This window comes from Burkholderia sp. AU16482 (assembly GCF_002223285.1).
Taxonomy (GTDB): Bacteria; Pseudomonadota; Gammaproteobacteria; order Burkholderiales; family Burkholderiaceae; genus Burkholderia; species Burkholderia semiarida.
The window spans coordinates 25,512-49,418 of sequence record NZ_NKEY01000008.1 but is presented as its reverse complement, the minus strand read 5'-3'; the positions used below and the strand labels follow the sequence as shown (position 1 = coordinate 49,418).

Annotated in this window: 24 protein-coding genes; 18 read left to right on the top strand and 6 right to left on the bottom strand. The window is 66.9% G+C overall.

Features of this window, described 5'->3' with window-relative positions; translation table 11 throughout:
- The first annotated feature begins 15 nt into the window (after positions 1-15).
- The 3 genes from CFB35_RS29620 to CFB35_RS29610 all read left to right on the top strand — a co-directional run bounded on the left by CFB35_RS29620 (position 16) and on the right by CFB35_RS29610 (position 2,838).
- A complete protein-coding gene (locus CFB35_RS29620; protein ID WP_089465946.1) occupies positions 16-399 on the top strand; it encodes a response regulator transcription factor in 384 nt (127 codons plus the stop codon).
- Between the two features lie 133 nt (positions 400-532).
- Entirely contained in the window at positions 533-1,612 is a 1,080-nt protein-coding gene (locus CFB35_RS29615) for a sensor histidine kinase KdpD (RefSeq protein WP_089465945.1), read from the top strand.
- A 32-nt stretch (positions 1,613-1,644) separates the two neighbouring features.
- Positions 1,645-2,838 (top strand): MFS transporter, encoded by a 1,194-nt coding sequence (locus CFB35_RS29610; RefSeq protein ID WP_089465944.1) that lies wholly within the window; start codon positions 1,645-1,647, stop codon positions 2,836-2,838.
- A 10-nt stretch (positions 2,839-2,848) separates the two neighbouring features.
- Here CFB35_RS29610 and CFB35_RS29605 read toward each other — a convergent pair whose 3' ends face one another.
- Positions 2,849-3,331, bottom strand: a complete 483-nt coding sequence (locus CFB35_RS29605; RefSeq protein ID WP_089465943.1) for a cupin domain-containing protein — start codon at positions 3,329-3,331, stop codon at positions 2,849-2,851.
- A gap of 307 nt (positions 3,332-3,638) precedes the next feature.
- Between CFB35_RS29605 and CFB35_RS29600 the strand changes: the two genes are divergently transcribed.
- The 3 genes from CFB35_RS29600 (at position 3,639) to CFB35_RS29590 (ending at position 6,820) form a co-directional block, all read left to right on the top strand.
- Positions 3,639-4,187 carry an RNA polymerase sigma factor gene (locus tag CFB35_RS29600; protein WP_059639001.1) on the top strand — a complete coding sequence of 183 codons (549 nt, stop codon included), beginning with the start codon at positions 3,639-3,641 and terminating at the stop codon, positions 4,185-4,187.
- Positions 4,184-5,050, top strand: a complete 867-nt coding sequence (locus tag CFB35_RS29595; RefSeq protein ID WP_089465942.1) for an anti-sigma factor — start codon at positions 4,184-4,186, stop codon at positions 5,048-5,050. Before CFB35_RS29600 ends, CFB35_RS29595 begins: the two co-directional genes overlap by 4 nt.
- 306 nt (positions 5,051-5,356) lie before the next feature.
- Positions 5,357-6,820 carry a catalase gene (locus CFB35_RS29590; protein ID WP_059639003.1) on the top strand — a complete coding sequence of 488 codons (1,464 nt, stop codon included), beginning with the start codon at positions 5,357-5,359 and terminating at the stop codon, positions 6,818-6,820.
- 119 nt (positions 6,821-6,939) lie between these two features.
- Here CFB35_RS29590 and CFB35_RS29585 read toward each other — a convergent pair whose 3' ends face one another.
- Positions 6,940-7,845, bottom strand: a complete 906-nt coding sequence (locus CFB35_RS29585) for a ketopantoate reductase family protein (RefSeq protein ID WP_089465941.1) — start codon at positions 7,843-7,845, stop codon at positions 6,940-6,942.
- A gap of 254 nt (positions 7,846-8,099) precedes the next feature.
- On the opposite strand from CFB35_RS29585, the gene CFB35_RS29580 reads away from it, so the two are divergent.
- Positions 8,100-9,392: an MFS transporter gene (locus CFB35_RS29580; protein ID WP_089465940.1), complete on the top strand. Its 1,293-nt coding sequence runs from the start codon at positions 8,100-8,102 to the stop codon at positions 9,390-9,392.
- Positions 9,393-9,458: 66 nt separating this feature from the next.
- On the opposite strand, the gene CFB35_RS29575 is transcribed toward CFB35_RS29580, so the two are convergent.
- Positions 9,459-10,355 (bottom strand): LysR substrate-binding domain-containing protein, encoded by an 897-nt coding sequence (locus CFB35_RS29575; RefSeq protein WP_089465939.1) that lies wholly within the window; start codon positions 10,353-10,355, stop codon positions 9,459-9,461.
- Positions 10,356-10,487: 132 nt separating this feature from the next.
- On the opposite strand from CFB35_RS29575, the gene CFB35_RS29570 reads away from it, so the two are divergent.
- Positions 10,488-11,120: an FMN-dependent NADH-azoreductase gene (locus CFB35_RS29570; protein WP_059639007.1), complete on the top strand. Its 633-nt coding sequence runs from the start codon at positions 10,488-10,490 to the stop codon at positions 11,118-11,120.
- 95 nt (positions 11,121-11,215) lie between these two features.
- Here CFB35_RS29570 and CFB35_RS29565 read toward each other — a convergent pair whose 3' ends face one another.
- Positions 11,216-11,833 (bottom strand): LysE family translocator, encoded by a 618-nt coding sequence (locus CFB35_RS29565; RefSeq protein ID WP_089465938.1) that lies wholly within the window; start codon positions 11,831-11,833, stop codon positions 11,216-11,218.
- Positions 11,834-11,900: 67 nt separating this feature from the next.
- Between CFB35_RS29565 and CFB35_RS29560 the strand changes: the two genes are divergently transcribed.
- Complete coding sequence (locus tag CFB35_RS29560; RefSeq protein WP_089465937.1) at positions 11,901-12,824, top strand: LysR family transcriptional regulator; 924 nt, start codon at positions 11,901-11,903, stop codon at positions 12,822-12,824.
- 542 nt (positions 12,825-13,366) lie between these two features.
- A complete protein-coding gene (locus CFB35_RS29555; protein WP_089465936.1) occupies positions 13,367-13,699 on the top strand; it encodes a cupin domain-containing protein in 333 nt (110 codons plus the stop codon).
- A 172-nt stretch (positions 13,700-13,871) separates the two neighbouring features.
- Here the strand turns inward: CFB35_RS29555 and CFB35_RS29550 are convergent, their stop codons facing one another.
- Positions 13,872-14,171 (bottom strand): H-NS family nucleoid-associated regulatory protein, encoded by a 300-nt coding sequence (locus CFB35_RS29550; RefSeq protein ID WP_059579211.1) that lies wholly within the window; start codon positions 14,169-14,171, stop codon positions 13,872-13,874.
- Positions 14,172-14,397: 226 nt separating this feature from the next.
- On the opposite strand from CFB35_RS29550, the gene CFB35_RS29545 reads away from it, so the two are divergent.
- The 3 genes from CFB35_RS29545 to CFB35_RS29530 all read left to right on the top strand — a co-directional run bounded on the left by CFB35_RS29545 (position 14,398) and on the right by CFB35_RS29530 (position 17,293).
- Positions 14,398-14,886, top strand: coding sequence for a RidA family protein (locus CFB35_RS29545; protein WP_089465935.1), 489 nt, complete (start codon positions 14,398-14,400; stop codon positions 14,884-14,886).
- 791 nt (positions 14,887-15,677) lie between these two features.
- Positions 15,678-15,929, top strand: coding sequence for a hypothetical protein (locus tag CFB35_RS29535; RefSeq protein WP_059639011.1), 252 nt, complete (start codon positions 15,678-15,680; stop codon positions 15,927-15,929).
- Between the two features lie 329 nt (positions 15,930-16,258).
- Positions 16,259-17,293 carry a helix-turn-helix transcriptional regulator gene (locus tag CFB35_RS29530; protein WP_256940237.1) on the top strand — a complete coding sequence of 345 codons (1,035 nt, stop codon included), beginning with the start codon at positions 16,259-16,261 and terminating at the stop codon, positions 17,291-17,293.
- A 35-nt stretch (positions 17,294-17,328) separates the two neighbouring features.
- Here CFB35_RS29530 and CFB35_RS29525 read toward each other — a convergent pair whose 3' ends face one another.
- A complete protein-coding gene (locus CFB35_RS29525; RefSeq protein ID WP_081066444.1) occupies positions 17,329-17,523 on the bottom strand; it encodes a hypothetical protein in 195 nt (64 codons plus the stop codon).
- A 546-nt stretch (positions 17,524-18,069) separates the two neighbouring features.
- Between CFB35_RS29525 and CFB35_RS29520 the strand changes: the two genes are divergently transcribed.
- From CFB35_RS29520 to CFB35_RS29500, 5 genes are all read left to right on the top strand, one after another.
- Positions 18,070-19,056, top strand: a complete 987-nt coding sequence (locus tag CFB35_RS29520; protein ID WP_089465933.1) for a TRAP transporter substrate-binding protein — start codon at positions 18,070-18,072, stop codon at positions 19,054-19,056.
- Positions 19,053-19,625 carry a TRAP transporter small permease gene (locus CFB35_RS29515; protein WP_059579196.1) on the top strand — a complete coding sequence of 191 codons (573 nt, stop codon included), beginning with the start codon at positions 19,053-19,055 and terminating at the stop codon, positions 19,623-19,625. The genes CFB35_RS29520 and CFB35_RS29515 overlap by 4 nt, the downstream gene beginning before the upstream one ends.
- 4 nt (positions 19,626-19,629) lie before the next feature.
- Positions 19,630-20,982 (top strand): TRAP transporter large permease, encoded by a 1,353-nt coding sequence (locus CFB35_RS29510; protein ID WP_059579193.1) that lies wholly within the window; start codon positions 19,630-19,632, stop codon positions 20,980-20,982.
- Positions 20,983-21,076: 94 nt separating this feature from the next.
- Positions 21,077-22,168 (top strand): beta-propeller fold lactonase family protein, encoded by a 1,092-nt coding sequence (locus CFB35_RS29505; protein WP_059579190.1) that lies wholly within the window; start codon positions 21,077-21,079, stop codon positions 22,166-22,168.
- Positions 22,169-22,337: 169 nt separating this feature from the next.
- Entirely contained in the window at positions 22,338-23,897 is a 1,560-nt protein-coding gene (locus tag CFB35_RS29500; protein WP_089465932.1) for a methyl-accepting chemotaxis protein, read from the top strand.
- The last annotated feature ends 10 nt before the right edge of the window (positions 23,898-23,907 follow it).

Genomic DNA, 23,907 nt, shown 5'->3' with positions numbered 1-23,907 from the left:
TCGCCATCAGCACGGATGCCTCTTTCACTCTCAGCCACCGATCTCGTAGCGATTGTCGACGACGACCCGTTCGTGCGCGCCGCCGTGAGAAGCCTCGTGCGGTCGCTGGGCGGGAACGCGTGCGAGTTCGCGTCGGGAGCGGCATTCCTCGCGTCGGACGTGTCGCGCCGCGCGGGTTGCCTGATCTGCGACGTCCAGATGCCGGCGATGGACGGCATCGACCTGCTGGCGCGAATCGACGCGCTGGGCCTGCGCATTCCTACCCTGTTCGTCACGGCGTTCGCGACGGCGCGCGAACGCGAGCGCGTGCGCGCGAGCACCGCGCTGTGCCTGCTGGAAAAGCCGCTCGATGCGCGGGAGCTCGAAACGTGGCTCGCGCGCGCGCTCGGTTGCGTCTGATCGGCGGCCGTGCCGCGCTGCCAACCTAAACCTTCGTAGGGGATGAATGGCCGCTTGTTTGATGGTGCGCGGCCCCGCTGCGTGTTTTCATCTGTCTCGTACCGTCCGCGGCGACGGCGACAGGAGAACCAAGATGGCGAACTTTCCGACTTTATCGTCAGAAGCCTTGTTTGAGTCCAGGCTCACGCGCGCGCTGCGCACCCTCGTCCGCACGATCTTCGCGCATGCGCGCGAGTTCGTCGTCTGGCCGGTGCGCTTCATGCTCGCAACCGGTGTGCTGCTGGCTGCGGCGGCGATGTACGACGTGCGCGCGATGCTCGCGCGCACGTGGCAGACGGCGGCGACGCACGAGCTGTTGATCGCCGCTGCATTCGCGGGCCTGGTTGCACTGGTCGCGGCGGTACTGGGGCTGAAGCTGCTCCGCCTGATGAGACTGGACGCGACCGTCGGCCGCCTGGCCGATGCGATCGGGGACAACGGCATCGAATCGCTGCCCGACACGTTGATCCAGCGTGGTGCGCCGTCGGTGGCGAAACTCGCGCGCGCGATCGACGGCGCGCACCGCCAGCACGCCGAGCGCATGACGGAATTGCTGCACGTGCTGGCCGCCTATGCGCATGATCTGCGTACGCCGCTCACGCGGTTGATGCTGCGCAGCGGGATGCTGGAGGACGGCGCGTTGCGCGACGCGATCGAGCGCGATCTGGCGGAGATGAATGAGCTCGTCGAGGCGAGCCTTGTGTGCGCACGGCTGCAATGCAGCGTGCCGGAGCCGCCGCGCCGCGTCGACGCCGATGCGCTGCTCGGTGCGCTGGTCGGCAACTATCGCGACGCCGGCCAGCGCATCGGCCTCGACGGACGCGTGGGCCTTCCGCTCGTGACCTTCCCGCATGCGCTGCGCCGTGTGCTCGTCAACCTGATCGACAACGCATTGCGTTATGGGGACGACGTTCGCGTATGCGTGCAGGTCGACGCGCGGCGCGTGATGCTGACGGTCGTGGATTCCGGGCCGGGCATCGTGCCGGCGGAGCTCGAGGCGGTGTTCAAGCCGTGGTACCGCGCGCCGCAGACGGCCGCGCGTGCGCCGGGCTCGGGGCTCGGGCTCGCGATCGCGCGTCGGTTGACGCGGGCGATGCAGGGCGAACTGCAATTGAACAATCGCAGCACCGGCGGCCTCGAGGCGACAGTGACGCTGCCGCTTGCGGTCGCGTGAGCCGATACGGCATGTCGAAACGAACAGGGGGCGTGATGGCCGGTGCGGATACGATGTCCCCGCGCGTCGCGTCGTTCGTGCTGCTCGGCGCGCTGCTGACCGCGTGCGGATACGGCGCGACGTTCCTGCTGTCGATGCATTTCCGCTCGGCGGGCGGGGGCGAGATCGATACCGGCATCGCGCTCGTCCAGGCGCTGGTCGGTGCGCTGCTCGGCCTGCCGCTCGTCGCGTGGCTGGCCCGCTGGATCGGCACGGCCCGCACCACCGCGCTGGCCGCGCTGATGGTCGGCGCGGGCGTCGTCGGCTTCGCGCTGATCGGGCGCACCGGCTCGTTGAGCGCCGTGCCCGGGCTGCTCGTCGGAGTCGGCTGGGGCGGCTTCTATCTGGCCGCGCCGATGATGCTCGCCGAGCGCACCACCGATCACGAGCGCGAGCGCTGGTTCCTGCGGTTCGGGTCGTTCCAGATGGCCGGCGTCGGCGGCGGGCCGGCGGTTGCGGCGCTCGCGATACGCAACTGGCACTGGACGACCGGCACCGTGTTTTGCACCGTCGGCGGCTTGTGCGCGATGGCCGCGCTGATGCTCGAGTATTTCGGCCGCCTGTCGCCGGCGTCGCCGCCGGCCGCACGGCCGGCGCGCGACCGGTGGGTTCGCGAGATGGCGGCGATCGCCCGCACGAACGCGATCTATCCGATCGCCATCATCGCGCTCGGCTCGAGCGTGTTCTCGGGGCTGATGACGTTCCAGATGTCGATGGCGACGGAAACCGGCGTGAAGGCCGGAACGTTCTTCGGCCTGTATTCGGCGACGGTCGTCATCATTCGCTGGCTGCTCGGCGCGCTCGTGATCCGGATGCGCGTCGACGCGACCACGCAGATCCTCCTCGGCTTCATGATCCTGAGCGTCGCGGTGACGTTCGCGGTGCCGCACAACGCGCTGCTTCACTCGGCCAGCGCCGTGCTGCTCGGCACCGGCTACGGCCTGATCTATCCGATCGTGCAGGCGCAAGCCGTCAACAGCGCGCACACGCGGCACCGGCACGCGGTGCTCACGTGGTTCGTCGCGTCCTATTTCGTCGGCGTGTTCGGCTTCCCGGCGCTCGGCAGCCTGGTGCTGGTCAACCTGGGCCGGACGATGCTGCTCACGCTCATCGCCGCATGCGGATTGGCGGCGCTGGTACTTTCCATCGTCGAACACCGGAAGCGGATGGCGCCGGCGGCGTGCTGAGCCCCGTGCGCTATCGCGCCGCTGCCGGAGGTTGCGAGGCGGAGGGGGCGGGTTTCGCGTCGTCGGGGTTGTACGTGGCGTAGAGCTTGGTATAGCCCGGCGTGTCGAAATGCCCGGTCCATCCCTTCGGCAGCGTGACCGCTTCGCCGGTCTTCACGACCATCACCGAACCGTCGGACGACGTCAGTTTCACGCTGCCGGACAGGAAGTACAGGAATTCGTTGTACGGCAGCCCTTGCGGACCGGCGATTTCCTCGTGCGAGGGCCCGGATCGGTACACGCCGGTCTGGAAGGCCGTGTCGGTGGACGTGAACGTCACGGCATCCGCATCGTGCCCGGGAGCGGCATCCTGCTTCGCCGCGTCGCCGCGCGCGAAGATGGCGCCGGCCAGGTCGGAGGCCGACGCCTTGATCGGCTTGATGGTCTGCGCGCACGCTGCATTCGAGATCGCGATGCCGGTGAAGACCAGCGTGGCGAGTGCATGTCGGTACATCGGTAGTCTCTCCGTGGAAGTTGTCCTGGACGAACACGCGAAAGGGTGCTCGCCGTTGCAGCGCCATTCTCCTGGAAAAACCTGTGCGTGGGCGAACCCATGTCGGCCGCGTGCCGACCGATTTGTATCGTATTGCGTACGTGCGCGGCATGGATACATCGCGATGCAGATGGAATATCCGGGCTGTCCAGCTGTTTACGGGCTGGAGGGGCGCTGCCCGGTCAATTTCGCCAACACCCATGCACACACGTCAGATACTGCAGTCGATCAACGCCGGCCCGGCGAAACCGCGGGGGGCTCGACGTCGATGACCGCCGCCGAACTGTCCGCGATGCTCCCCGCAATGCTGCCGCGGCTGTGGATTTTCGCGCTGCGCCTCGCCGGCGATCGGCACGATGCCGAGGATCTCGTGCAGTGTGCGTGCGTGCGCGCACTCGAACGCGCCCATCAGTTGCAGCCGGAAACCGCGCCGCTCAGCTGGATGTTCTCCATCGTCCAGTCCACGTGGCTCAACGAGCTTCGCGCGCGCAGCGTGCGGCGGCGCGCGGGCATGGACTGGGACGATGAACTGCTGGAAACCGTGGCCGATCCCGCGGCGTCAACCTTCGAGCAGCAGGCGCTCGATGCACAGATCGTCCGGGCGGTGCAGCAGTTGCCGGAAGCGCAGCGCGTCGTCATGTTGCTGGTCGGCGTCGAGGGTTTCACGTACAGGGAAGCGGCCAACGTACTCGACGTACCGCTCGGCACGGTCATGAGCCGGTTGTCGCGTGCACGCCAGGCGATCGGTGCGCTGTTCGGCGAGCAAGGCGCACCGCGTGCAACGCGCGCGGCGAATGCCGAAGACCAGGGGGCATGAAAATGGACGACATCCTGCTCATGGCATACGTGGATGGCGAACTTGCGCCGCATGAACGCGCCGAAGTCGACAGGGCGATCGAAACGTCGGCAGAGATCGCCGCGCGCGTTGCGTTGTTCGAAGCGTCGGTGTTGCCGTATCGGCGTGCGTTCGAGCGACAGCTGGTGCCGCCCGTGCCGCCGCGCCTCGTCCGCGAGGTCGACGGGCTCGCGCACGCGCATGCCGCGCCGGCGGCGCCGTTCGCGAACGCAGACGATCGGCGCGCCGCGGTGCCGGCCTCGCCGCCCGGGCGCTCGCCCATGCGCGCGATGGTGCCGTGGCTCGCGGTGGCCTTCGTCGCCGGCGCGTTCAGTTGCGGCGCCATCCTGCGCCACGCCCCGGACACGGCTGTGCGCGGTGTCGCGGCCCAGCGCGAATCCGTGACCGCGCAGGCGACGATGTCGCCATGGATCACGGCGGCCGTGAACTACCAGCAGCTTTACACGCGCGATACGGTGGCGTCCGACGCATCGAATCTCGCTGCCGTCGCGCGTACGGTCGACAGCGTTCACCGTGTCGACGGGCTGCCGATCCGGATTCCGGACTTGCGCGCGGCCGGTCTGACGTTCAAGCGCATCCAGCGCCTGAACTTCAACCGCAAGCCGCTCGTGCAGATCGTCTATCTGCCCGAGAAAGGCCTGCCCGTCGCGCTGTGCGTGATGAAGGACGAACGACCCGATACCGCGCTCGGCCTTCGTCAGGTCGGCAACATGGACGTCGTGACCTGGCGCCGGGCCAGCCTGGCCTATGCGCTGATCGCGGCGTCCGGCGAGACGGACCTCGGCGCGCTCGGCGAGCGGATCGCCGACGATGAACGATCGTAAGCGATACGAATGGGCACGCCGAGGTTGTCGGCACCGCGATGTCGCGATGAGGCGATCCCGTGCGGCGCGCGACGATGCCGCTACGGCTTCACCGCATTGCGGGTGCGTGCCGGCATGGTCCGAACAGGCGTGACGGCGCGGCGCGTACAAACGGATACACGCCAGACAAATCCCGGATACATCGCCCGTTTCTAATCGATGCATGGATCGGCCGACGGCCGTCCTCACGACGCGCGATACCTGAACCCGTGGCGGGATGCGCGCGACCGACGAATCGAAACCGCAGACGGTTGGGGGAAACTGGACATGTCAGAGAATCGGGTTCCGCGCGAGCTTGCGCATGCGAACGGCGCACCAGTCAGCAACAACGTGAACATTCAGACGGCCGGCCCGCGCGGCCCCGCGTTGCTGCAGGACGTCTGGCTGATCGAGAAGCTCGCGCACTTCGATCGCGAAGTGATCCCGGAGCGCCGGATGCATGCGAAGGGCGCCGGCGCATACGGCACCTTCACCGTGACGCACGACATTTCGCGGTATACGAAGGCGAAACTGTTCTCCGGGATCGGCAAGCAGACGCCGATGTTCGTCCGCTTCTCGACGGTGGCCGGCGAGCGCGGCGCGGCCGATGCGGAGCGCGACATCCGCGGCTTCGCGCTGAAGTTCTACACCGAGGAAGGGAATTGGGATATCGTCGGCAACAATACGCCGGTGTTCTTCTTTCGCGATCCGCTGCGCTTTCCCGATCTCAATCATGCCGTCAAGCGCGACCCGCGCACGGGCATGCGCAGCGCGGAAAACAACTGGGATTTCTGGACGTTGCTTCCCGAAGCGCTGCACCAGGTGACGATCGTCATGAGCGAGCGCGGCATTCCGCGCTCGTACCGGCACATGCACGGCTTCGGCAGCCATACCTACAGCATGATCAATGCGTCGAACGAACGGACGTGGGTGAAATTCCACTACCGCTCGCAGCAAGGCATCGAGAACCTGACCGACGCGCAGGCCGAGGCGCTGATCGCGAAGGACCGCGAAACCCATCAGCGCGATCTGTACGACAGCATCGAGGCCGGCAATTTCCCGCGCTGGACGCTGTACATTCAGGTGATGACCGATGCGCAGGCGAAAGCGTTCCGGTTCAACCCGTTCGACCTGACCAAGGTATGGCCGAAGGCCGAATTTCCGCTGATCGAGGTCGGCGAATTCGAACTGAACCGCAATCCGGACAATTTCTTCGCCGAGACGGAGCAGGCCGCGTTCTCGCCCGCGAACGTCGTGCCGGGCATCGGCTATTCGCCCGACCGGATGTTGCAGGCGCGCCTCTTTTCCTACGGCGATGCGCAGCGATACCGGCTCGGCGTGAACTTCGCGCATATTCCGGTGAACGCGCCGAAGTGCCCGTTCCACAGCTACCACCGCGACGGCGCGATGCGCACCGACGGTAATCTCGGCGGCGCGCCCGCGTACTGGCCCAACAGCAGCGGCGCGTGGTCGGACCGGCCGCAACTGGACGAACCGCCGCTCGAACTCGACGGCGCGGCCGCGCACTGGGATCATCGCGTCGATGACGACCATTACCAGCAGCCCGGCGATTTGTTCCGGCTGATGGACGCACGGCAGCGGCAGCGTTTGTTCGACACCACCGCGCGGCAGATTGCCGGCGTGTCGCCGGCGGTGCGGCAGCGTCACATCGACAACTGCTCGCGGGCGGACCCGGCGTACGGTGCAGGCATCGCCGCCGCGCTCGAGCGATTGTTCGCCGAACGGGAATGACCGGCGGTATCCGGCGGTGCGCAACGGCAAACGCCGCGACCCGGTGACGAAGCGGGCTGACCGGGGAGCGGTGCGGCGAACCTGCACGGCGCAAGCGCGTTTGCATCGACCGCCGCCCGTCACGCGCGGGCCGCGGCCTTCGCTTCGAGCATCTTCACGAGCAGATGGAGCGTCCGGTTGACCGGCGTATCGATGCCCGCGGCCAGCCCGCGCCGCACGATCGCGCCATTCAGGTGGTCGATCTCGCACGGTTTGCCACGCGCGAGATCCTGCGCGGTGGACGAATACTGGCCGGCGGGAATCGTCGCTTCGATTTGCGCGACGATCTCCGCCGGCCCCTCGGTGAAATGGACGCCTTCGGCGGCCGCCACGGCGAGACACTCGGCGACGGCCGCGCCCATCGTCGCGCGCAGCGCGTCGCGATGCGGCATCTCGCCGAGCGGCAGATGCACGATCGCGGAAATTGCGTTGTACGCGCAATTCAGCATGAACTTGCGCCAGAGCGTGGCGCGCACGTCGTCGTCGATCCGGGTCGGAATGCCCGCTTCGCGCAGCACGTGCGCAAGCCGCTCGCTGGACGGCGACGCCTCGATCGCGAGATCGCCGCGGCCATGGTGCAGCAAATAGCCCGGGCCGGCCATCTCGCTCGCCACGTAGACGGCAGCCGAAATGACGGGGCGGTCGAGCTCGGCGCGCAGCAGCGGGGCGTTGTCCACGCCGTTCTGCAGACTGACCACGATCGCGTGCGGGGCCAGCACGTCGCGCAACGCGCGTGCCGCGTCGGCGGTATCGCCGGACTTCACGCAGACCAGGACGACCTCGGCCGATCGGGCCGCGTCGGTCTGGATCGATGCGTCGACCGGCACGCGCTGGTCGAACGTGCGCGTATGCAGGCGCAGGCCGTGGGCGCGGATCGCGTCGACGTGAAGCGGCCGGCCAATGAACACAACATCGTGGCCGTGCAGCGCGAGCATGCCGCCGAAGTAGCAGCCGACCGCGCCGGCGCCGAGAACCGCAAACCGCATGATTGCTCCAGAGGGGAAACCGTCGACGTGTCATGCATGCGGTATCCGCATGTGACGGGCCGGGCCAACGGGCCCACCCATTGGTATAGAACACGCGAGTCGCGCCAACTATTCCCGATGGGGCGGCGACCGGTCTCGAACCGTGTGCCGAATCATCGTCACGCAATGGAATGACCGCTACTGCTCAGGTGTTGTTAGCCAGTAGCACGCCGTCGGCGTCACCCGCTTCCCCTTCCTCCGGACCTTTTCAGAAGATGAATTCCACCCATCCGCTTTCGCTTCCGGCCGTACCGAACCGCCCGCTGACCGGCAGCGATCACCGAACGCTCGTGCTCGCGGCGCTGGGCGGCGCGCTCGAGTTCTACGACTTCGTGATTTACGTATTCTTCGCGGCCGTCATCGGCCAGCTGTTCTTTCCGCCGGCGATTCCCGACTGGCTGCGCCAGCTGCAGACCTTCGGCATTTTTGCCGCCGGCTATCTCGCGCGGCCGCTCGGCGGCGTGGTGCTGGCTCACTTCGGCGATCTCGTCGGCCGCAAGCGGATGTTCACGCTGAGCGTGATGCTGATGGCGCTGCCGACGCTCGCGATGGGCCTGCTGCCGACCTACGCGTCCCTCGGGATCGCCGCGCCCGTGCTGCTGCTGGTGTGCCGGCTGTTGCAGGGTGCGGCGGTGGGCGGCGAAGTGCCCGGCGCGTGGGTGTTCGTGGCCGAGCACGTGCCGCCGCGCCATGTCGGCTACGCGTGCGGGCTGCTCACGGGCGGCTTGACACTCGGCATCCTGCTCGGCTCGCTGATCGCGTCCGCGATCAACCATCACTATTCACCGGCCGCGATCGACGCGTATGCGTGGCGGCTGCCGTTCGTCGTCGGGGGGCTGTTCGGCGTGCTGTCGGCGCTGTTGCGGCGCTGGCTCGACGAAACGCCCGTATTCGTCGAAATGAAGCGGAACCGGGCGCTCGTCGCCGAGGCGCCGTTGAAGACGGTACTGCGCGACCACGGCCGCGCGGTGATCGCGTCGATGATTCTCACCTGGACGCTCACCGCGGCGATCGTCGTCGTGATCCTGATGACGCCGACGCTCGTCGCCAAGCGCTTCCATATCGCGCCCGCGCTCGCGCTGCAGGCCAATTCGGCCGCGACGTTCTGCCTGACGATCGGATGCGTCGTCGCCGGGGCGATCGCGGGGCGAATCGGCGCGGCGCGCACGATCTTCGTCGGCTGCCTGTTGCTGGGTGCATCGTTCTGGTTGATGGCCGCGCGGCTCGCCGTCGATGCGTCGCTGCTGCTGCCGCTTTACGCGACGTGCGGCTTCTTCGTCGGTGCGGTCGCGGCCATTCCGGTCGCGATGGTGCGCGCGTTTCCGCCGGCCGTACGCTTTTCCGGCATCTCGTTTTCGTACAACGTCGCGTATGCGCTGTTTGGCGGCCTCACGCCGGTGTTCGTGTCGTTGATGCTGAAAACGAATCCGCACGCGCCGGAATTGTACGTAGGCGTACTCTGTGTCGCCGGCGCGCTGACGGGTTTCGCGTTGCGTCCCGCGCGGTAGCACCGCGGCCGCGCCACGCACGGCGCGCGGCCTTCCGCATGTGCCGGCGCCGCGGCCCGTGGGCGTTCATGCAGGCGTGACACCGTGACGATGGCGGCGCTTGCCGGCGCCCGTGCGGGCCGCCGTCTCGTCCAGAATCGTCGCGGCGAATTCGACGGCCGCCGGCATCCGCGGGTCGTGCATCATCACGAATTCCATATCGGGCAGCCGCGGCAAGCCCTCGGGCGGCCCCAGTTCCCGCAGCGTGTCGTCGATCGCGCTGCGCGGCATCGGCGCGATCGCGATGCCGGCCCGTGCGAACGCCAGCACGCCGGCCACGCTCGGGCTTTCGCACGCGATCCGGTAGCGCATGCCGGCCAGCGCGAGCGCCTTGATCGCGGCGCCGCGGTATGGGCACGGATCGGGGAAGCACGCGAGCGGCACGTCGCCTTCCGGAAGCGGCTCGTGGCGCGCGAATGCCCAGGCGAGCGGCTCTTGCCACAACGTCGTGCCGTGGCCCGCGTGCGAGCAGCGGCTCCCGATCACGACATCGAATTCGCCGCGTGCGTGCCGGCGAAACAGGCTGTCGCCGATATCGACGGCGAGATCCAGCCGCAGGCCGCGCCGCGCGGCGCCATGGCGGCGCATCAGGTCGGGCAGCCAGCCGCCCGCGAAGTCCTCCGATACGCCGATCCGCAGCTTGACGTCGGCCGCTTGACCCGTTCCGAGCCTTGCCCGCGCTTCCTCGCTCAGGTTGAGCATCGCGCGCGCGTAGCCGAGCAGCGTTTCGCCATGCCCGGTCAGCGTGACGCTGCGCGTATTGCGCACGAGCAGCGCCTGGCCGACCTGTTCTTCGAGGCGAACGATCTGCGCGCTGACCGCGGACTGGCTGAGATTCAGCCGGCGCCCGGCGCCGGTGAAGCTGCGCACGTCGGCGACCGCGACGAACGTATGAAGGAGCGCCGTGTCGAGGGGAGGGTTCATTCATCACCCGTTTGGGTTAATTCGATCAATTAATATCGTTTCCAGATTATAGGCTCACCCGCTAGGCTGCGAAGCACGGTGGGCGAGCGCGCATGGGGCGCGCCGCCGTCACTCCTGACAAGGACCGGCTCCATGACACGCGTGCTCTATATCGAGGGCTCACCCAACAAGGCCTATTCGGCATCCATCGAGGTGTGCGATGCATTTCTCGACACCTACCGGCAGGCTCATCCCGATCACGAGATCCGGAAGCTCGACATCTGGGATCTGCCGATGCCCGAATTCGACGGGGCCGCGCTGGCCGCGAAATATGCGGGATTGAGCGGCACGGCGTTGACGCAGGAGCAGGCGGCCGCGTGGCGGCAGATCGAACGGCTCGCGGCGCCGTTCCACGAAGCGGACAGGTTTTTGTTCGGCGTGCCGCTGTGGAATTTCAGCATTCCGTACAAGCTCAAGCATCTGATCGACGTGATCTCGCAGAAGGACGTGTTGTTCACGTTCGACGAAACGGGTTTTACCGGCAAGCTGGCCGGGAAAAAGGCGGCGGTGGTCTACGCGCGCGGGCTTGCCTATCAGTCGCCGGGGTCGTTTACGCCGGCCGCCGAGTTCGATCTGCAGCGCCCTTACATGGAAACGTGGCTCAAGTTCGTGGGCGTGACGGACATCACCGGGATCGTCGTCGAGCGCACGTTGTTCGGCCCGGACGGGAAGGTCGATCGGAGCCGGGCGATCGACGAAGCACGGGCGATCGCGCGTACGTTCTGAGGTTGCCGGCGCCGTGCACACGGGCGCCGTGCATACGAGCGCCGTGCATACGGGCGTCGGGCAATCGGCGCCGCGCATGCGCCGCGGGTCGAGCGTCAGCGCCCGCCACGTGCGATGGCGAGCGCGACGCCGAAGCCCACCAGCAGGCATCCGAACGTGCGGTCGATCCAGTGCCGCAGCGACAGCAGGCGATCGCGAACACGCGTGGCCGAGAAACAGATCGCCACGAGGCTGAACCAGCCGGCGTGTGCACCCACGATGAATGCGCCGTAGCCGATCTGCACGATCAACGGCGTGTCGGGCCGGACGGCCTGCATGAACAGGCTGACGATGAATACCGTGGTTTTGGGGTTCAGCGCATTGGTCAGGAAGCCCGTGCGCAGCGCGGCGAGATCGGACAGCGGCGCGACGGCGGCGTCGGCTTGCGCATCGCCGGCTTTCGTCATGAGCATTCTTGCGCCGAGGTAGATCAGATAGATCGCGCCGATCAGCTTGACGGCATTGAAGAGCCACGGCGACTGACGGATCAGGAGCCCGACGCCCAGCAGCGTGTAGCTCACGTGGACGATCACGCCGAGCCCGATCCCGCATGCGGTGAGCACGCCGGCACGACGCGACAGCATCAGGCTGTTGCGCGTGACCATCGCGAAGTCCGGGCCGGGGCTGATGACGGCCAGCAGCGTAATGGTGACTACGACTATCAACTCGGTCATGGCGTCGCTCCCGCGATCGATGTCTTGGTGGCACAATCTTACCCACCGTGATTCATCGGGAAAAACGATGATTTCTGACCGGAATGGTGAGTCTGAATCACAATCGATCCGTACCGGCTTGCCGTCGCTGATGGCGCTGCGTTGTTTCGAGGCGGCGGCGCGCCACGAGAATTTCACCCGCGCGGCCGACGAGCTGTGCCTGACCCACGGCGCGGTCAGCCGCGCGGTACGTCTGCTCGAGGACGATCTGGGCGTGGCGCTGTTCGAGCGGCGCAGTCGTCGCGTGTTCCTGACCGAGGCGGGCCGCACGCTCGCCCAGGCCGTCCACGATGGCCTGGGGCTGATGCGCCACGCCGCCCACACGTTGCGCGCCGAGGCCGCCCGTACGCGGCGGTCGGTCCTGTCGTGCGAGCCGACGCTGCTGATGCGCTGGCTGATTCCGCGCTGGCCGGATTTCCAGGCGCGGCATGCAGGCGTCGACATCCATCTGGCCGCCGCGGGCGGGCCGTTCTCGTTCGACGGCGGTATCGACATGGCGATTCGTCGCAACGATTTCGCGTGGCCGGCGGCGTATCACGCCGAGCATCTGTTCGCCGAACGGGTGGGGCCGGTTTGCCGGCCGGACAAGGTCGGCGCATGGTTTGCGTCGCGTCGCGGCGCCCGTGCGCTGAAGCACGACGCAGCGCTGCTGCATGCGCGGACGCGGCCGGACGCGTGGAATGCATGGGCGGTGGCCGCGAATCAGCCGGCCGCGGGCCGGCGCGGGCAGCGGTTCGATCACTTCTACTTCAGTTTGCAGGCGGCCGTCGCGGGGCTGGGGGTGGCGATCGGGCCGTGGCACCTGGTGCGCGACGATATCGAAAGCGGTGTACTGGTTGCCCCGATGGGATTTGTCGAGGATGGATCGGATTACTACCTGTTGACGCCGGCGCCGGTGGCGGACGGGAGTGCGCAGGCGGCGTTGCTGGGTTGGTTGAGGGGGATGGCCTGACGCGAGCCGCCGGGCGGGATTTCAAACGACCGGCGAAGACGCGTGCCCGGATGCGCGACGCGCCAATCGATGCCGGGCGCCGCGAGGGCCGGCACTTCGTTGGCGCCTGTATCGATATCGATGGCCCGGACAATATCGTCGCTGATCGGGCAAACGCAACCGCGAATCGAAATAAAGAATGAATGTACGGGCCGATGCTTGCTCATGCCGGACAGCGAACGGAAAATGCGTCGATCGACGCACGTTCGCAAGCCCGTTATTCGCGTGAACGGCCCAGGCTCGACGCTGCGCAGGCCGGCCGGATGTCGGCCTGCTTTAACCGAAATGGCCCGTGGTGACGTGCGCGCCGCTAAAAGAATGCCGGGTGCGTGCTTTATCGCTGCAACGAATGAGCGCCGGTGAAATCGCCGTCATTCTTCATCTTTTTGACGCGGCTTTTAACGACATTCGTGCAAACCCGGGCGACGTCAGCGTGCAGCGGACATTGCCCGGCGCCTTTAAACCCGCACCCTTTACCCGACAGTCAACGACGAGGCGAAGCCATGCCACTTCAAACCGGTAATTTATTCAGCGTCGAAGGGCGGCGCGGCGGCGACGAGCGAATCGACATGCTCGTCACGGGCGCGCGCGTGAATGTCGAGCGAATCGTATCGATGGGGCACGCGAGCCCGGACGGATTCTGGTATGACGACCCGCGGGCCGAATGGGTCGTGCTGCTGTCCGGTGCGGCCGTGCTCGAATTCGAAGAAAATGCAACGCGGCTCGACATGCACGCCGGAGATTACGTGCTGATCGAGCCGCATTGCCGCCATCGTGTCGCGTGGACGCATGACGAAGTGCCAACCGTCTGGCTTGCCGTCTATTACGAACGCTGAAGAAAGGATTGGCGTGCGGCACGCGTGGTCGATAGACCGGCGCGCGACATGCCGATCGGGCAAAACCTCGTCTACCGGTGCGGCCTTGGAATACCGCCGGTATCGATGCCCCAATCAATGCCGCAATCGCCGGACAGCGCGTTGAATCGCGCGCCGGCACAGGGCGGGAATCTTATTCCTGGATCAGGAATCGATTGCGATTCTTCGCATCCTTGATCCATGCGGGCGCGCGACCGCGGCCCGACCAGGTCGCCCCGGTCTTCGGATCGCGATACTTCGCCTGCACGGGGGCGCCCGCCTGTTTGGACGGCCGACCGCGGCGCGTACCGAAAATGTCTTTTTCGGTAATGCCGTATTCCGCGACTTTGGTGCGGATGTCGTCGACGATCGCCTGGAATTCCGCGACGCGCGCTGCTTCGGCTTTTTCGGCCAAAGCATCCATTTGGGCTTTCAGTTCCTTGTAAGTTGCCATATATCACTCTTCAGGTTGTGTCCATACATGATAGCGGTTTCAGCCCGAATGATGAAGAAAATTGCGCCGACTACGAATTCCATTGTCGATATGGCAATGCGCGACTGCTTCGAACACCTGAGAAGTGGTTCGATTGGATCGTTTGCGTCCGATCCTCTCATGCGGGACAAGCTTCGGAGACTCAATTATTCTTTATCTCTTTTCAGAAGGATTGGGGAATTCACTGATGAACAGAGATGACAGACTGAAACAGGTCGCCGCCGATTTCGGATTCGATCCGGACGAAACGATCCGCATTGGCGGAAAGTACACGCCGGTTCTGGTCGATGGCAGGACGGCCTACATTGCCGGCCAGATTCCGCGAATCGGGGAAGTCGTGCATTTCGTCGGTATCGTGGGCGAATCCGTTTCGCTGGACGACGGCCGCCGCGCGGCCGGTATCTCGGCGCTGCGTGCGCTGTCGCTGATCCGCAACCGGTGCGGCACGCTCGATGCGATCGCGACGGTGCCGCGCATGACCGTGTACGTGCGAAGCGCACCGGGCTTCACGATGCAAAGCGAAGTGGCCGACGGCGCGTCGGACGTGTTGTACGCGGTGCTCGGCGACGCCGGTGTCCATACGCGCTCGTCGGTCGGCGTGCTGCAATTGCCGAAGGGCGCGGCGGTCGAAGCCGATTTCATCTTCGGGCTGAATCGCGGCGCCGCTGCCGGTTGATCCGGAGTGGCCGGGCCGACGGAACGAGCCGCTTTGCGGCGATCTTCCATCCTTCGCGCCCGGCAACCGTCTTCGAATACGAACCGGGTTGACGGGGCAGCGACGAGCCGGTGTTCCCAGGTTGCTTCGGTGAACACACCATCGGACGTCGCCGCGAGATCGGCGTTGTCGCCGGAGATCGCGGCGCAACTGCTGGTCGGCACGACACGCCGCAGGCGACGGCGTACGGTTTTGCCGTCTCGAGACGGTGCGCGTGCCGAGCGCCGCCGGATCGGCCAGCGCCTTCCGCGGATCGCCGACCGTGATCGTGAAGGGCGACGCGGGATGGAACACCGTGCCGCAATCGGCCATCGCGTCGGCGTGCGATCGGGGTTCGAGCAGGTCCGCGCGGAAAGAGCGGATCGTGCCGGGCTTGCCGGCGCTCCATTCGTCAGATGTGAAACCCGCGCGACTCGCCGCAACGCGCGCCATCGTGTTGTCGGGAATCTGTCGCGCCGTGACGCACCCGCCGTTTTTCCACCCCGTCATTTCCGGAAGCCGTTCCCGGCCCATATCGGCCGGCATCCCCACTTTTGGGGATGCCGGCGCCGAGCGGTACGCCTACGATGGTCAACAAGGCACCGGAGACCGGATATCACCAGAACAATCGAGCAGGCCTGCCGTTTCGCGGCGATCGACGCGGTCGTCGCGTGCGCCGATGCGCCACGTGCGCGGTGCGTGGTTGGCGCCGCGGGTGATCGCGCATGGATCGCGGTAGGTCTGATGTCGTATTTCGGGGAATGTCAATCACTATGCTCGCACGAGACTATGTGGAACGAGAGCTCTCTCACATCCAGAGAATGGTGGCGCTGCTGGACAGCGAGACGGACGTCGACGACGTGTCGATGTCGGGCCCGGGTCGCGTCCGGCATCCGCGCTACTGGCGCGGGCGTATCGAGGAACTGCTGTCGACGCCCAACGTGCCGCGTCACGTCAGAAAGCTGAGCGAAGCCGTGCTCGCGAAGATCGACGCGATGGAAGCGCGGTTCGCGGCGATGAAGTAAGCACATCGTCGGGCAGGTCAGCGAAACGCGGTCCATCGCGTCGTCGTCGCTGCTTTACCTGGCCGCCATCCCGCTCGGCCTGCACCGCGCAGGCAGTCGCCTGAGTCGACACGGATTGCGTCGCCGTGTCGAAAACGACCATTACGTCTGACGAGAAGCGGAAACAGACGTGGTATTTCGACCAAACCCGCATCGCCGATTTGAACAACCAGACCGATTGAGTAAGATTCGCGAACGGCGTTCGACATAAACGCACGGCGCGGGGTGGTCAGATGCAGACGAACGGGTTGATTCCATCGGCATGGATCGATGACGTCTACGCCGCGGCGTTGGGCGATCAACGATGGGAAGCGGTGCTGGACGGGCTGCGTTTGTCGGTCGGCGTACGCATGGCGACGCTGCTGTCGTTCGACGATGCGGCGCGGGTGCCGGCGATCGAGCGGGCGGCCGGCGACGATTCGTCATGGGTGGCCGCGTGCCACCGCAGCTACAACACCGAGTTCTACCTGTACGACCCGGTCGTGCCGGTTGCCGCCGACTGGCCGGCAGGGCGCTGGTTCGAGGACGTCAAGCACCTGTCGGTGCGGCAGCGCACACATGGCGTGTTCTATCGGGAATTCCTGCAGCCGTTCGGGCTCGGCAGCATCTCGGGCCTGTACATCCACCGCGGCGAGCGCGCCGGCGCGTTCCTGAGCGTACAGAGCGGGCCCGACGCGCAGGGCCTGTCCGACGACCAGCGCCGCACCATCGAAATCATGGGCGCGCACATCAGCCGGGCGCTGCGGATCCACGCACGCATCGGCGAGCTCGAGGCGCGCGTGGCCGCCGCGGAATCCGCGCTCGACGCCGTGCCGGTGCCGGTGTTCCTGCTCGGCGCGCGACGCGAGTTGCGTTATACGAACCGCGCGGCCGATCAGCTGATCGCCGCGGAACCGGCGCTGCGGATCGTGAACGGGCGCTTTGCGCCGGAAGGCTGCGTCGACGATGCGCAATGGCGACATGCGTTCGCGCGCGGCGGGCTGTTGCTGCGGCGCGCGACGGGCGAGCCGCTGCCCCTCGCGCTGATTCCCGTTCCCGAACAGTCGCGCCTCGCGCGTGAACGGCCCGGGGTCGCGGCGCTGATGACGGCCGCCGACCTGCGCTCGCCGGCGGCGCGCGCGCAGCGCTTGCGGGTGTTCTACGGGCTGTCGTCGGCCGAGGCCGATCTCGCCGTGCTGCTGTGCTGCGACGGGCGCTCGCCGCAGGAATGCGCGACGCTGCGCGGCGTATCGATCGGCACGGTCCGCGCGCAGATCAAGTCGATCTACACGAAAACCGACGTGGCCCGCGCCGCGCAACTGACGTCACTGGTCATGCAGACCTGAGCGACCGATGCGCGCCGGCGCGGCCGCGTCGGGCTCTATCCGCCGCCGATTCCCTGCAGTATCTTGCCGGTCCCGCCGCAGACGGTGCACGGCTGGCCCTCCACCCGGCCGGTGCCGCGGCACACGCGGCACGTGTCCTCGCCGACGCCCGGCGCGTCCGCCGGGCCTTCGTCGCCGGCGTTCGGCGGGGTAGCCGGGTCGGGTATCGCTGATGGCTTCGTGGTCGACATCACAGGCTCCTTTCGCGTGGCACGCTGTCCGGGCGAGCATCGCGCGTACCTGCCTGCCGGGCCGCGCGCGACGGCGACGGATCGCTCGCGTGTCATAGCGCCGCTCCCGCGTGGACCCCGTACGGATTCGGCCGATCCATTCCAGGGAGCCCGACGAGCGCCTCGCTGCCGTAGGCGCGCCGGCCGGATCGATCGAATGCGTCGCCTGATCAGTCATCCTATAACGTGGAGATGCGAAGCGAAAGAAGGCTGTCGGATGCGGGGAGGCTGCGGTGCCAGCGTCCGACCGCCTGCTGATTCGCCGCCGGAAAACGTTTCTCGAAACAATTGAGATACTGGGAATACAGTTCCCCGATTTCTGCAAAAGACCCGTGATGGTAAAGGTTATAGGGGTATGCACCGAGTGAGTTAAACGATTAACCGACGTACATTCGCTCAACACATCATACGACGTATGACTCCGCGGTCCGACGAAGCGCCCCGGCGACGCAGGTGCGTGCCGACGGATCGCCGCACAACAACGATCGACCATCAAGGAGACTCACCATGAAGCACCGATTCACCGGCTCCCGTACCGCCCTGGCGGTTGCGCTGATGACCGGCTTCGCGATGTCCGCGCACGCGCGCGTGTTCCGCTCGGCGGACGTGCACGGCGACAACTTCCCGACCAACATGGCCGTGAAGTTCATGGGCGAGGCATTGTCGAAGCAGACGGGCGGCAAGGATTCGATCAAGGTGTTCGGCAACAGCGCGCTCGGTTCGGAGAAGGACACGGTCGACCAGGTGCGGATCGGCGCGATCGACATGGCGCGCGTGAACGGCGCGTCGTTCAACGAGATCGTGCCGGAATCGCTGATCCCGTCGTTTCCGTTCCTGTTCCGCGACGTCGACCATTTCCGCAAGGCGATGTACGGCCCGGCCGGCCAGAAGATCCTCGACGCGTTCACCGCGAAGGGGATGATCGCGCTGACGTTCTACGAGAGCGGCGCGCGCTCGATCTACGCGAAGCGCCCGGTGCGCACGCCGGCCGACATGAAGGGGCTGAAGGTGCGCGTGCAACCGTCCGACCTGATGGTCGACGAGATCAAGGCGATGGGCGGCACGCCGACGCCGATGCCATTCGCCGAGGTGTACACGGGGCTGAAGACGGGCCTCGTCGACGCGGCGGAAAACAACCTGCCGTCGTACGAGGAAACCAAGCACTACGAAGTGGCGCCCGATTACTCGGAGACGCAGCACGCGATGACGCCCGAAGTGCTCGTGTTCTCGAAGAAAGTCTGGGACACGCTGTCGCCGCAGGAGCAGGCGGCGATCAGGAAGGCGGCGGCCGATTCGGTACCGTACTACCAGAAGCTGTGGACCGCGCGCGAGGCGTCCGCGCAGCAACTGGTGACGAAAGGCGGCGCGAAGATCGTGCCGGCCGCGCAGGTCGACCGCGCGGCGTTCGTGAAGGCGATGCAGCCGCTGTGGACCAAGTATGAAAAGACGCCGCAGATGAAGCAGATCGTCGACGAGATCGAGGCAACCAAGTGACGCGTCGCACTTCCCTGAACGGCGCGGCGGCCGCGGGCTCGCCGGCTGCCGCCCCGGACGGCGCGGGGCCCGCGCGGCCGCACGCCGCGCCGCTGTTGCGCTGCGTGAACGACGTGCTGTTCCGCGTGCTGGCGGGAATCGCGTCGGCGTGTCTCGCGGTGCTCACGGTGCTGGTGTTCTACGCGGTCGTGATGCGCTACGTGTTCGACAACGCGCCGGATTTCGTCGAGCCGATCGCGCTGTTGCTCGTGATCGTGATCGCGATGTTCGGCGCGGCGATGAAGGTGCGCGACGGCGGGCATATCGGCCTCGATTCGCTGGTGCGCCGGCTGTCGCCGAAGGCGCGCACGGTCGTCATCGCGATTCAGCACCTGAGCCTGATCGCGTTCGCGATCATGATCGTGATCGGCTGCGGCAGCATGGCCGCCGAGACGATGGGCGACCGCATCCCGATCATCGGGCTGCCCGAAGGCGTGCGCTACCTGATCACGATGCCCGCGGCGGTTGCGATCATCCTCTTCTCGCTCGAGCACCTGCTCGCGCTTCGTCGTTCTTCGTCGGGACAATAACGCCATGGAACTCGCGATCCTGTCCGTCAGTTTTCTGATTTTTCTCGTCCTCGGCGTGCCCGTGTCGTTCGCGCTCGGCATTGCGTGCGTACTGACCTACATGGTCGAAGGCCTGCCGATCGCGACCGCGATGCAGGCGATGATCTCGGGGATGAACGCGTTCTCGTTCCTCGCGGTGCCGTTCTTCATCTTCTCCGGCGAACTGATGCTGCACGGCGGCATCGCGGACCGGATCCTGCGCTTCGCGCAGGCGACCGTCGGCCACTTCCGCGGCGGCCTCGGGATGGCGAACGTCGTCGCGTGCACGCTGTTCGGCGGCGTGTCGGGCTCGCCGACCGCCGATACGTCGGCGATGGGCGGCGTGGTGATTCCGCTGATGAAGCGCGAAGGCTACAGCGCCGCGTACGCGGTCAACGTGACGACGCATGCGTCGCTCGCCGGCGCGCTGATGCCGACGTCGACCAACATGATCATCTACGCGTTCGCCGCGCAGGGCATCACCGGGATGCTGCACGGCCAGCCTGTGAGCGGCGTGTCGATCGGCGACCTGCTGTTCTCGGGCCTGTTGCCGGTGTTGTGGGTGATGGGCTTCGTGCTCGCCGCCGCATACTGGCAGGCCGTGCGTCACGGCTATCCGCGCCGCGAGGACGGCTCGTCCGCGCTGCCGCGGTTTCCCGGCTGGTATGCGGTGCTGCGCAGCTTCGTCGGCGCGGTGCCCGGGCTGATGGTGATCGCGATCATTCTCGTGTGCGTCGCGAAGGGCATCGCCACCGCGACCGAAGCGGCCGCGATCGCCGTGGTCTACTCGCTCGTGCTGACCGCGGTGGTCTACCGCACGCTGACGGCCGAGAAGCTGCGCCGCGCGCTGTCGCATGCGGCGCGCACGACGGGCGTCGTGCTGCTGCTGATCGCGGTGTCCAACATGCTGCGCTTCCAGATGTCGTACCTGGAGATTCCGGATGCGATCGAAGGGCTGCTGAAGCAGTCGACCGCCGCGCCCTGGCTGATGCTGCTGTACATCAACATCATCCAGGTGTTCCTCGGCACGTTCGTCGACATGGCCGCGCACATCCTGATCACGACGCCGCTGTTCCTGCCGATCGCGATGGCGTGCGGGGTCGGGCCGGTGCAGTTCGGCATCATGCTGCTGCTGAACTGCTCGCTCGGCCTCGTGCACCCGCCGATCGGCTCGGTGCAGTTCGTCGGCTGCGCGATCGGCAACGTGTCGATCGGCGAGACCACGAAGATGGCGTGGCCGTACTACCTCGCGATCTTCAGCGCGATCAATATCGTCACGTACATGCCGTTCTTCTCGACGTGGCTGCCGAGCGTGATCAGCGGGCACGCCGTGTTCTGATCGCACGCTTCGCCCGTCGCGGCGCCGGACGACCGAGGGTGTCCGGCGCCGCGGTCGCATCCACGGTTCACTTTCTTCACTTCACGTCACTTCCATGAAAACGACTCTCCTGCGGCGCGCCGTGGCGGCGGCCGCGTTGACGATGGTGGCTTCGTTGGCACACGCGGCGACGTATGCGTACGTGTCGAACAGCGACAGCCGCGACATCTCGGTGTTCGGCGTCGATACGGCGACCGGTGCGCTGACCGCGATCGAAACCGTGCCGGTCGGCGGCGCCGTGATGCCGATGGCGCTGTCGCCCGATCATCGGCGCCTGTACGCGGCATTGCGTTCGACGCCGTATCGCGTCGTCAGCTTCGCGATCAATCCGCTCGACGGGCGGCTGAGCGAGCTGGGCCGCGCGCCGCTCGCGGACAGCATGGCGTACGTGTCGACCGATGCGTCGGGCCGTTACCTGTTCTCGGCGTCGTATGGCGGCAACCTGCTCGCGGTGAACCGGATCGGCGCGGACGGCGTGGCCGGCGACGTGCAGCAGACGGTGAAGACCGGCCCGATGGCGCATGCGATCCGCCCGTCGCCGGACGGCCGCTATGCGTTCGCGTCGGTGCTCGGCGCCGACGCGTGGCTGCGCTTGCCGTTCGATGCGTCGACCGGCACGCTGACCGACACGGGCGAGCCTGCGTATCGGCTGCCGGAGAAATCCGGTCCACGCCATTTCGTGTTCTCGTCGAACGGGCGGTTCGCCTACCTGATCGACGAACTCGACGGCAAGCTGCACGTGCTCGCGCTGTCGCACGGCGGCGCCGATGCGCGGGCGATCCAGACCGTGTCGATCCTGCCGCCCGATTTTCACGGCGACAAGCCGTGGGGCGCCGACCTGCATCTGACGCCGGACGGGCGCTTCCTGTACGCATCGGAGCGCACGTCGAGCACGCTCGCCGCGTATCGCGTCGATGCGAAGTCGGGCACGCTCGCGCGGATCGGCACGTTCGCGACCGAACCGCAGCCGCGCGGCTTTGCGATCGATCCGTCGGGCAGGTATCTGCTCGCGGCCGGGCAACTGTCGCCGACGTTGGCCGTGTACCGAATCGATCGCGTTACCGGGCATCTCGACGCAATCGGCAAGTATCCGGTCGGCAAGGGCGCAAACTGGGTCGAGATCGTCACGTACGACGGGACGAACTGATTCGGTGTGCGGCGCAACGGGCGGCATCGATCGCGTGCCGCCCGTTTCGCGAACGGAATGCAACCGCACTCGCACACTCGCCCGCGCCGCGAACTACCGGTCGATCGACTCAAGTTGGAGCAGCCGCCGTCGTTAACCGATAAGGGATAACTTCGGGAGTCGATTCGCCATGCGTGATCTGAAAGTGAAAAGCAGTCTGCTTGCCGTGCTCGCCGCGTTCGCCGCGATGATCGTCGTCGGCGGCATCGTCGGGATCGTCGCGCTCGGCAGCGCGAACACGAACGCGAAGCGCCTGCACGAAATCGCGACGCAGACGTCGCTCGTCAACGACGCTTACAAGGACAGCACGCGTACCCGCTCGGCGCTCGTCCGTGCGTATTCGGCGCTGAAGGAGCACGACGATCCGGCGCAGCGCGACTCGGCGCTGCAAAGCGCGCAACGCACGTTCGATCTTTCCGCGAAGGAAACGCAGGCGTTCAAGGATGCCGCACCGGTCGGCAACCTCGGCGCGGACCTGAAGCAGGCGCTCGTCGAGTCGTCGACGCATCTCGCGAGCGTGCTCGCGCGTGCGGCCGACGCGCTACGCAACGGCGACACCACCGCGTATGCGGCGATCAACGACAAGGAGATCACGCTCGCCGGTCAGGTGTATTCGGCGAACGTCGAGAAATTCCAGCGCATCGCCAACCAGCTCGCGCAAGACTCGATCGACGCCGACAACGCCGCCTATACGCGCATCATCGCGATGGTCGGGATCGGCGTCGCGCTGGCGCTCGCGCTGATCGTCACGACGCACTTCGCGCTGCGCGCGATCGTGTCGCGGCCGCTCGCGAACGCGGCCGCGCTGCTCGACCGCATCGCGTCGAACGACCTGACCGTGACGGTGCCCGATGCCGGCCGAAACGAAATCGGCCAGCTGTTCGCGGCGATGAAGAGGATGCAGGCGGGGCTCGCGGCGACCGTCACCGGCATGCGCGACAGCAGCGATGCGATCCATACGGCCGCACGCGAGATCGCGGCCGGCAACCTCGACCTGTCGAGCCGTACCGAGCAGCAGTCGGCGTCGCTCGAGGAAACGGCCGCGAGCATGGAGCAGTTGACGTCGACGGTGCGCCAGAACGCGGACAATGCGCAGCAGGCGAGCACGCTCGCGGCAAGCGCGGCGGACCTCGCGCAGCACGGCGGCGAACTGGTCGGCCGCGCGGTCGACATGATGGGCGTGATCAACGCGAGCTCGCAGAAGATCGCGGAGATCACCGGGATGATCGACGGGATCGCCTTCCAGACCAATATCCTCGCGCTCAACGCGGCGGTCGAATCGGCTCGCGCGGGCGAACACGGGCGCGGCTTCGCGGTCGTCGCGGGCGAGGTGCGCACGCTGGCGCAACGCAGCGCGAGCGCCGCGCGGGAGATCCGGCAGTTGATCGGCGCGTCGATCGACGACGTGCGCGACGGCAATGCGCTCGTGACGCAGGCAGGGCGCGCGATGGACGAGATCGTGTCGTCGGTGCGACGCGTGGCGACGATCATGACCGAGATCACGACGGCCACCGTCGAGCAGAGCGCGGGCATCGACCAGGTCGGCCAGGCCGTCACGCAGATGGATCAGATGACGCAGCAGAACGCGGCGCTGGTCGAACAGGCCAGTGCCGCCGCGACGGCGCTCGAGCAGCAGGCCGGGTCGATGCAGGTCGCGATGTCGGTCTTCCGGGTGGCGCGGGCGGGGTGAGCCGCCTGCC

Excerpts from the sequence above, each read along its gene's own strand:
- CFB35_RS29535 (WP_059639011.1), top strand. The coding sequence starts at position 15,678 with ATGCTCGCACGAGACTATGTGGAACGAGAGCTCTCTCACATCCAGAGA.
- CFB35_RS29500 (WP_089465932.1), top strand. The coding sequence starts at position 22,338 with ATGCGTGATCTGAAAGTGAAAAGCAGTCTGCTTGCCGTGCTCGCCGCG.
- CFB35_RS29580 (WP_089465940.1), top strand. The coding sequence starts at position 8,100 with ATGAATTCCACCCATCCGCTTTCGCTTCCGGCCGTACCGAACCGCCCG.
- CFB35_RS29545 (WP_089465935.1), top strand. The coding sequence starts at position 14,398 with ATGAACAGAGATGACAGACTGAAACAGGTCGCCGCCGATTTCGGATTC.
- CFB35_RS29575 (WP_089465939.1), bottom strand. The coding sequence starts at position 10,355 with ATGAACCCTCCCCTCGACACGGCGCTCCTTCATACGTTCGTCGCGGTC.
- CFB35_RS29615 (WP_089465945.1), top strand. The coding sequence starts at position 533 with ATGGCGAACTTTCCGACTTTATCGTCAGAAGCCTTGTTTGAGTCCAGG.
- CFB35_RS29555 (WP_089465936.1), top strand. The coding sequence starts at position 13,367 with ATGCCACTTCAAACCGGTAATTTATTCAGCGTCGAAGGGCGGCGCGGC.
- CFB35_RS29525 (WP_081066444.1), bottom strand. The coding sequence starts at position 17,523 with ATGTCGACCACGAAGCCATCAGCGATACCCGACCCGGCTACCCCGCCG.
- CFB35_RS29600 (WP_059639001.1), top strand. The coding sequence starts at position 3,639 with ATGACCGCCGCCGAACTGTCCGCGATGCTCCCCGCAATGCTGCCGCGG.
- CFB35_RS29560 (WP_089465937.1), top strand. The coding sequence starts at position 11,901 with ATGATTTCTGACCGGAATGGTGAGTCTGAATCACAATCGATCCGTACC.
- CFB35_RS29565 (WP_089465938.1), bottom strand. The coding sequence starts at position 11,833 with ATGACCGAGTTGATAGTCGTAGTCACCATTACGCTGCTGGCCGTCATC.
- CFB35_RS29510 (WP_059579193.1), top strand. The coding sequence starts at position 19,630 with ATGGAACTCGCGATCCTGTCCGTCAGTTTTCTGATTTTTCTCGTCCTC.
- CFB35_RS29620 (WP_089465946.1), top strand. The coding sequence starts at position 16 with ATGCCTCTTTCACTCTCAGCCACCGATCTCGTAGCGATTGTCGACGAC.
- CFB35_RS29585 (WP_089465941.1), bottom strand. The coding sequence starts at position 7,845 with ATGCGGTTTGCGGTTCTCGGCGCCGGCGCGGTCGGCTGCTACTTCGGC.
- CFB35_RS29550 (WP_059579211.1), bottom strand. The coding sequence starts at position 14,171 with ATGGCAACTTACAAGGAACTGAAAGCCCAAATGGATGCTTTGGCCGAA.
- CFB35_RS29590 (WP_059639003.1), top strand. The coding sequence starts at position 5,357 with ATGTCAGAGAATCGGGTTCCGCGCGAGCTTGCGCATGCGAACGGCGCA.
- CFB35_RS29595 (WP_089465942.1), top strand. The coding sequence starts at position 4,184 with ATGAAAATGGACGACATCCTGCTCATGGCATACGTGGATGGCGAACTT.
- CFB35_RS29570 (WP_059639007.1), top strand. The coding sequence starts at position 10,488 with ATGACACGCGTGCTCTATATCGAGGGCTCACCCAACAAGGCCTATTCG.
- CFB35_RS29520 (WP_089465933.1), top strand. The coding sequence starts at position 18,070 with ATGAAGCACCGATTCACCGGCTCCCGTACCGCCCTGGCGGTTGCGCTG.
- CFB35_RS29505 (WP_059579190.1), top strand. The coding sequence starts at position 21,077 with ATGAAAACGACTCTCCTGCGGCGCGCCGTGGCGGCGGCCGCGTTGACG.
- CFB35_RS29605 (WP_089465943.1), bottom strand. The coding sequence starts at position 3,331 with ATGTACCGACATGCACTCGCCACGCTGGTCTTCACCGGCATCGCGATC.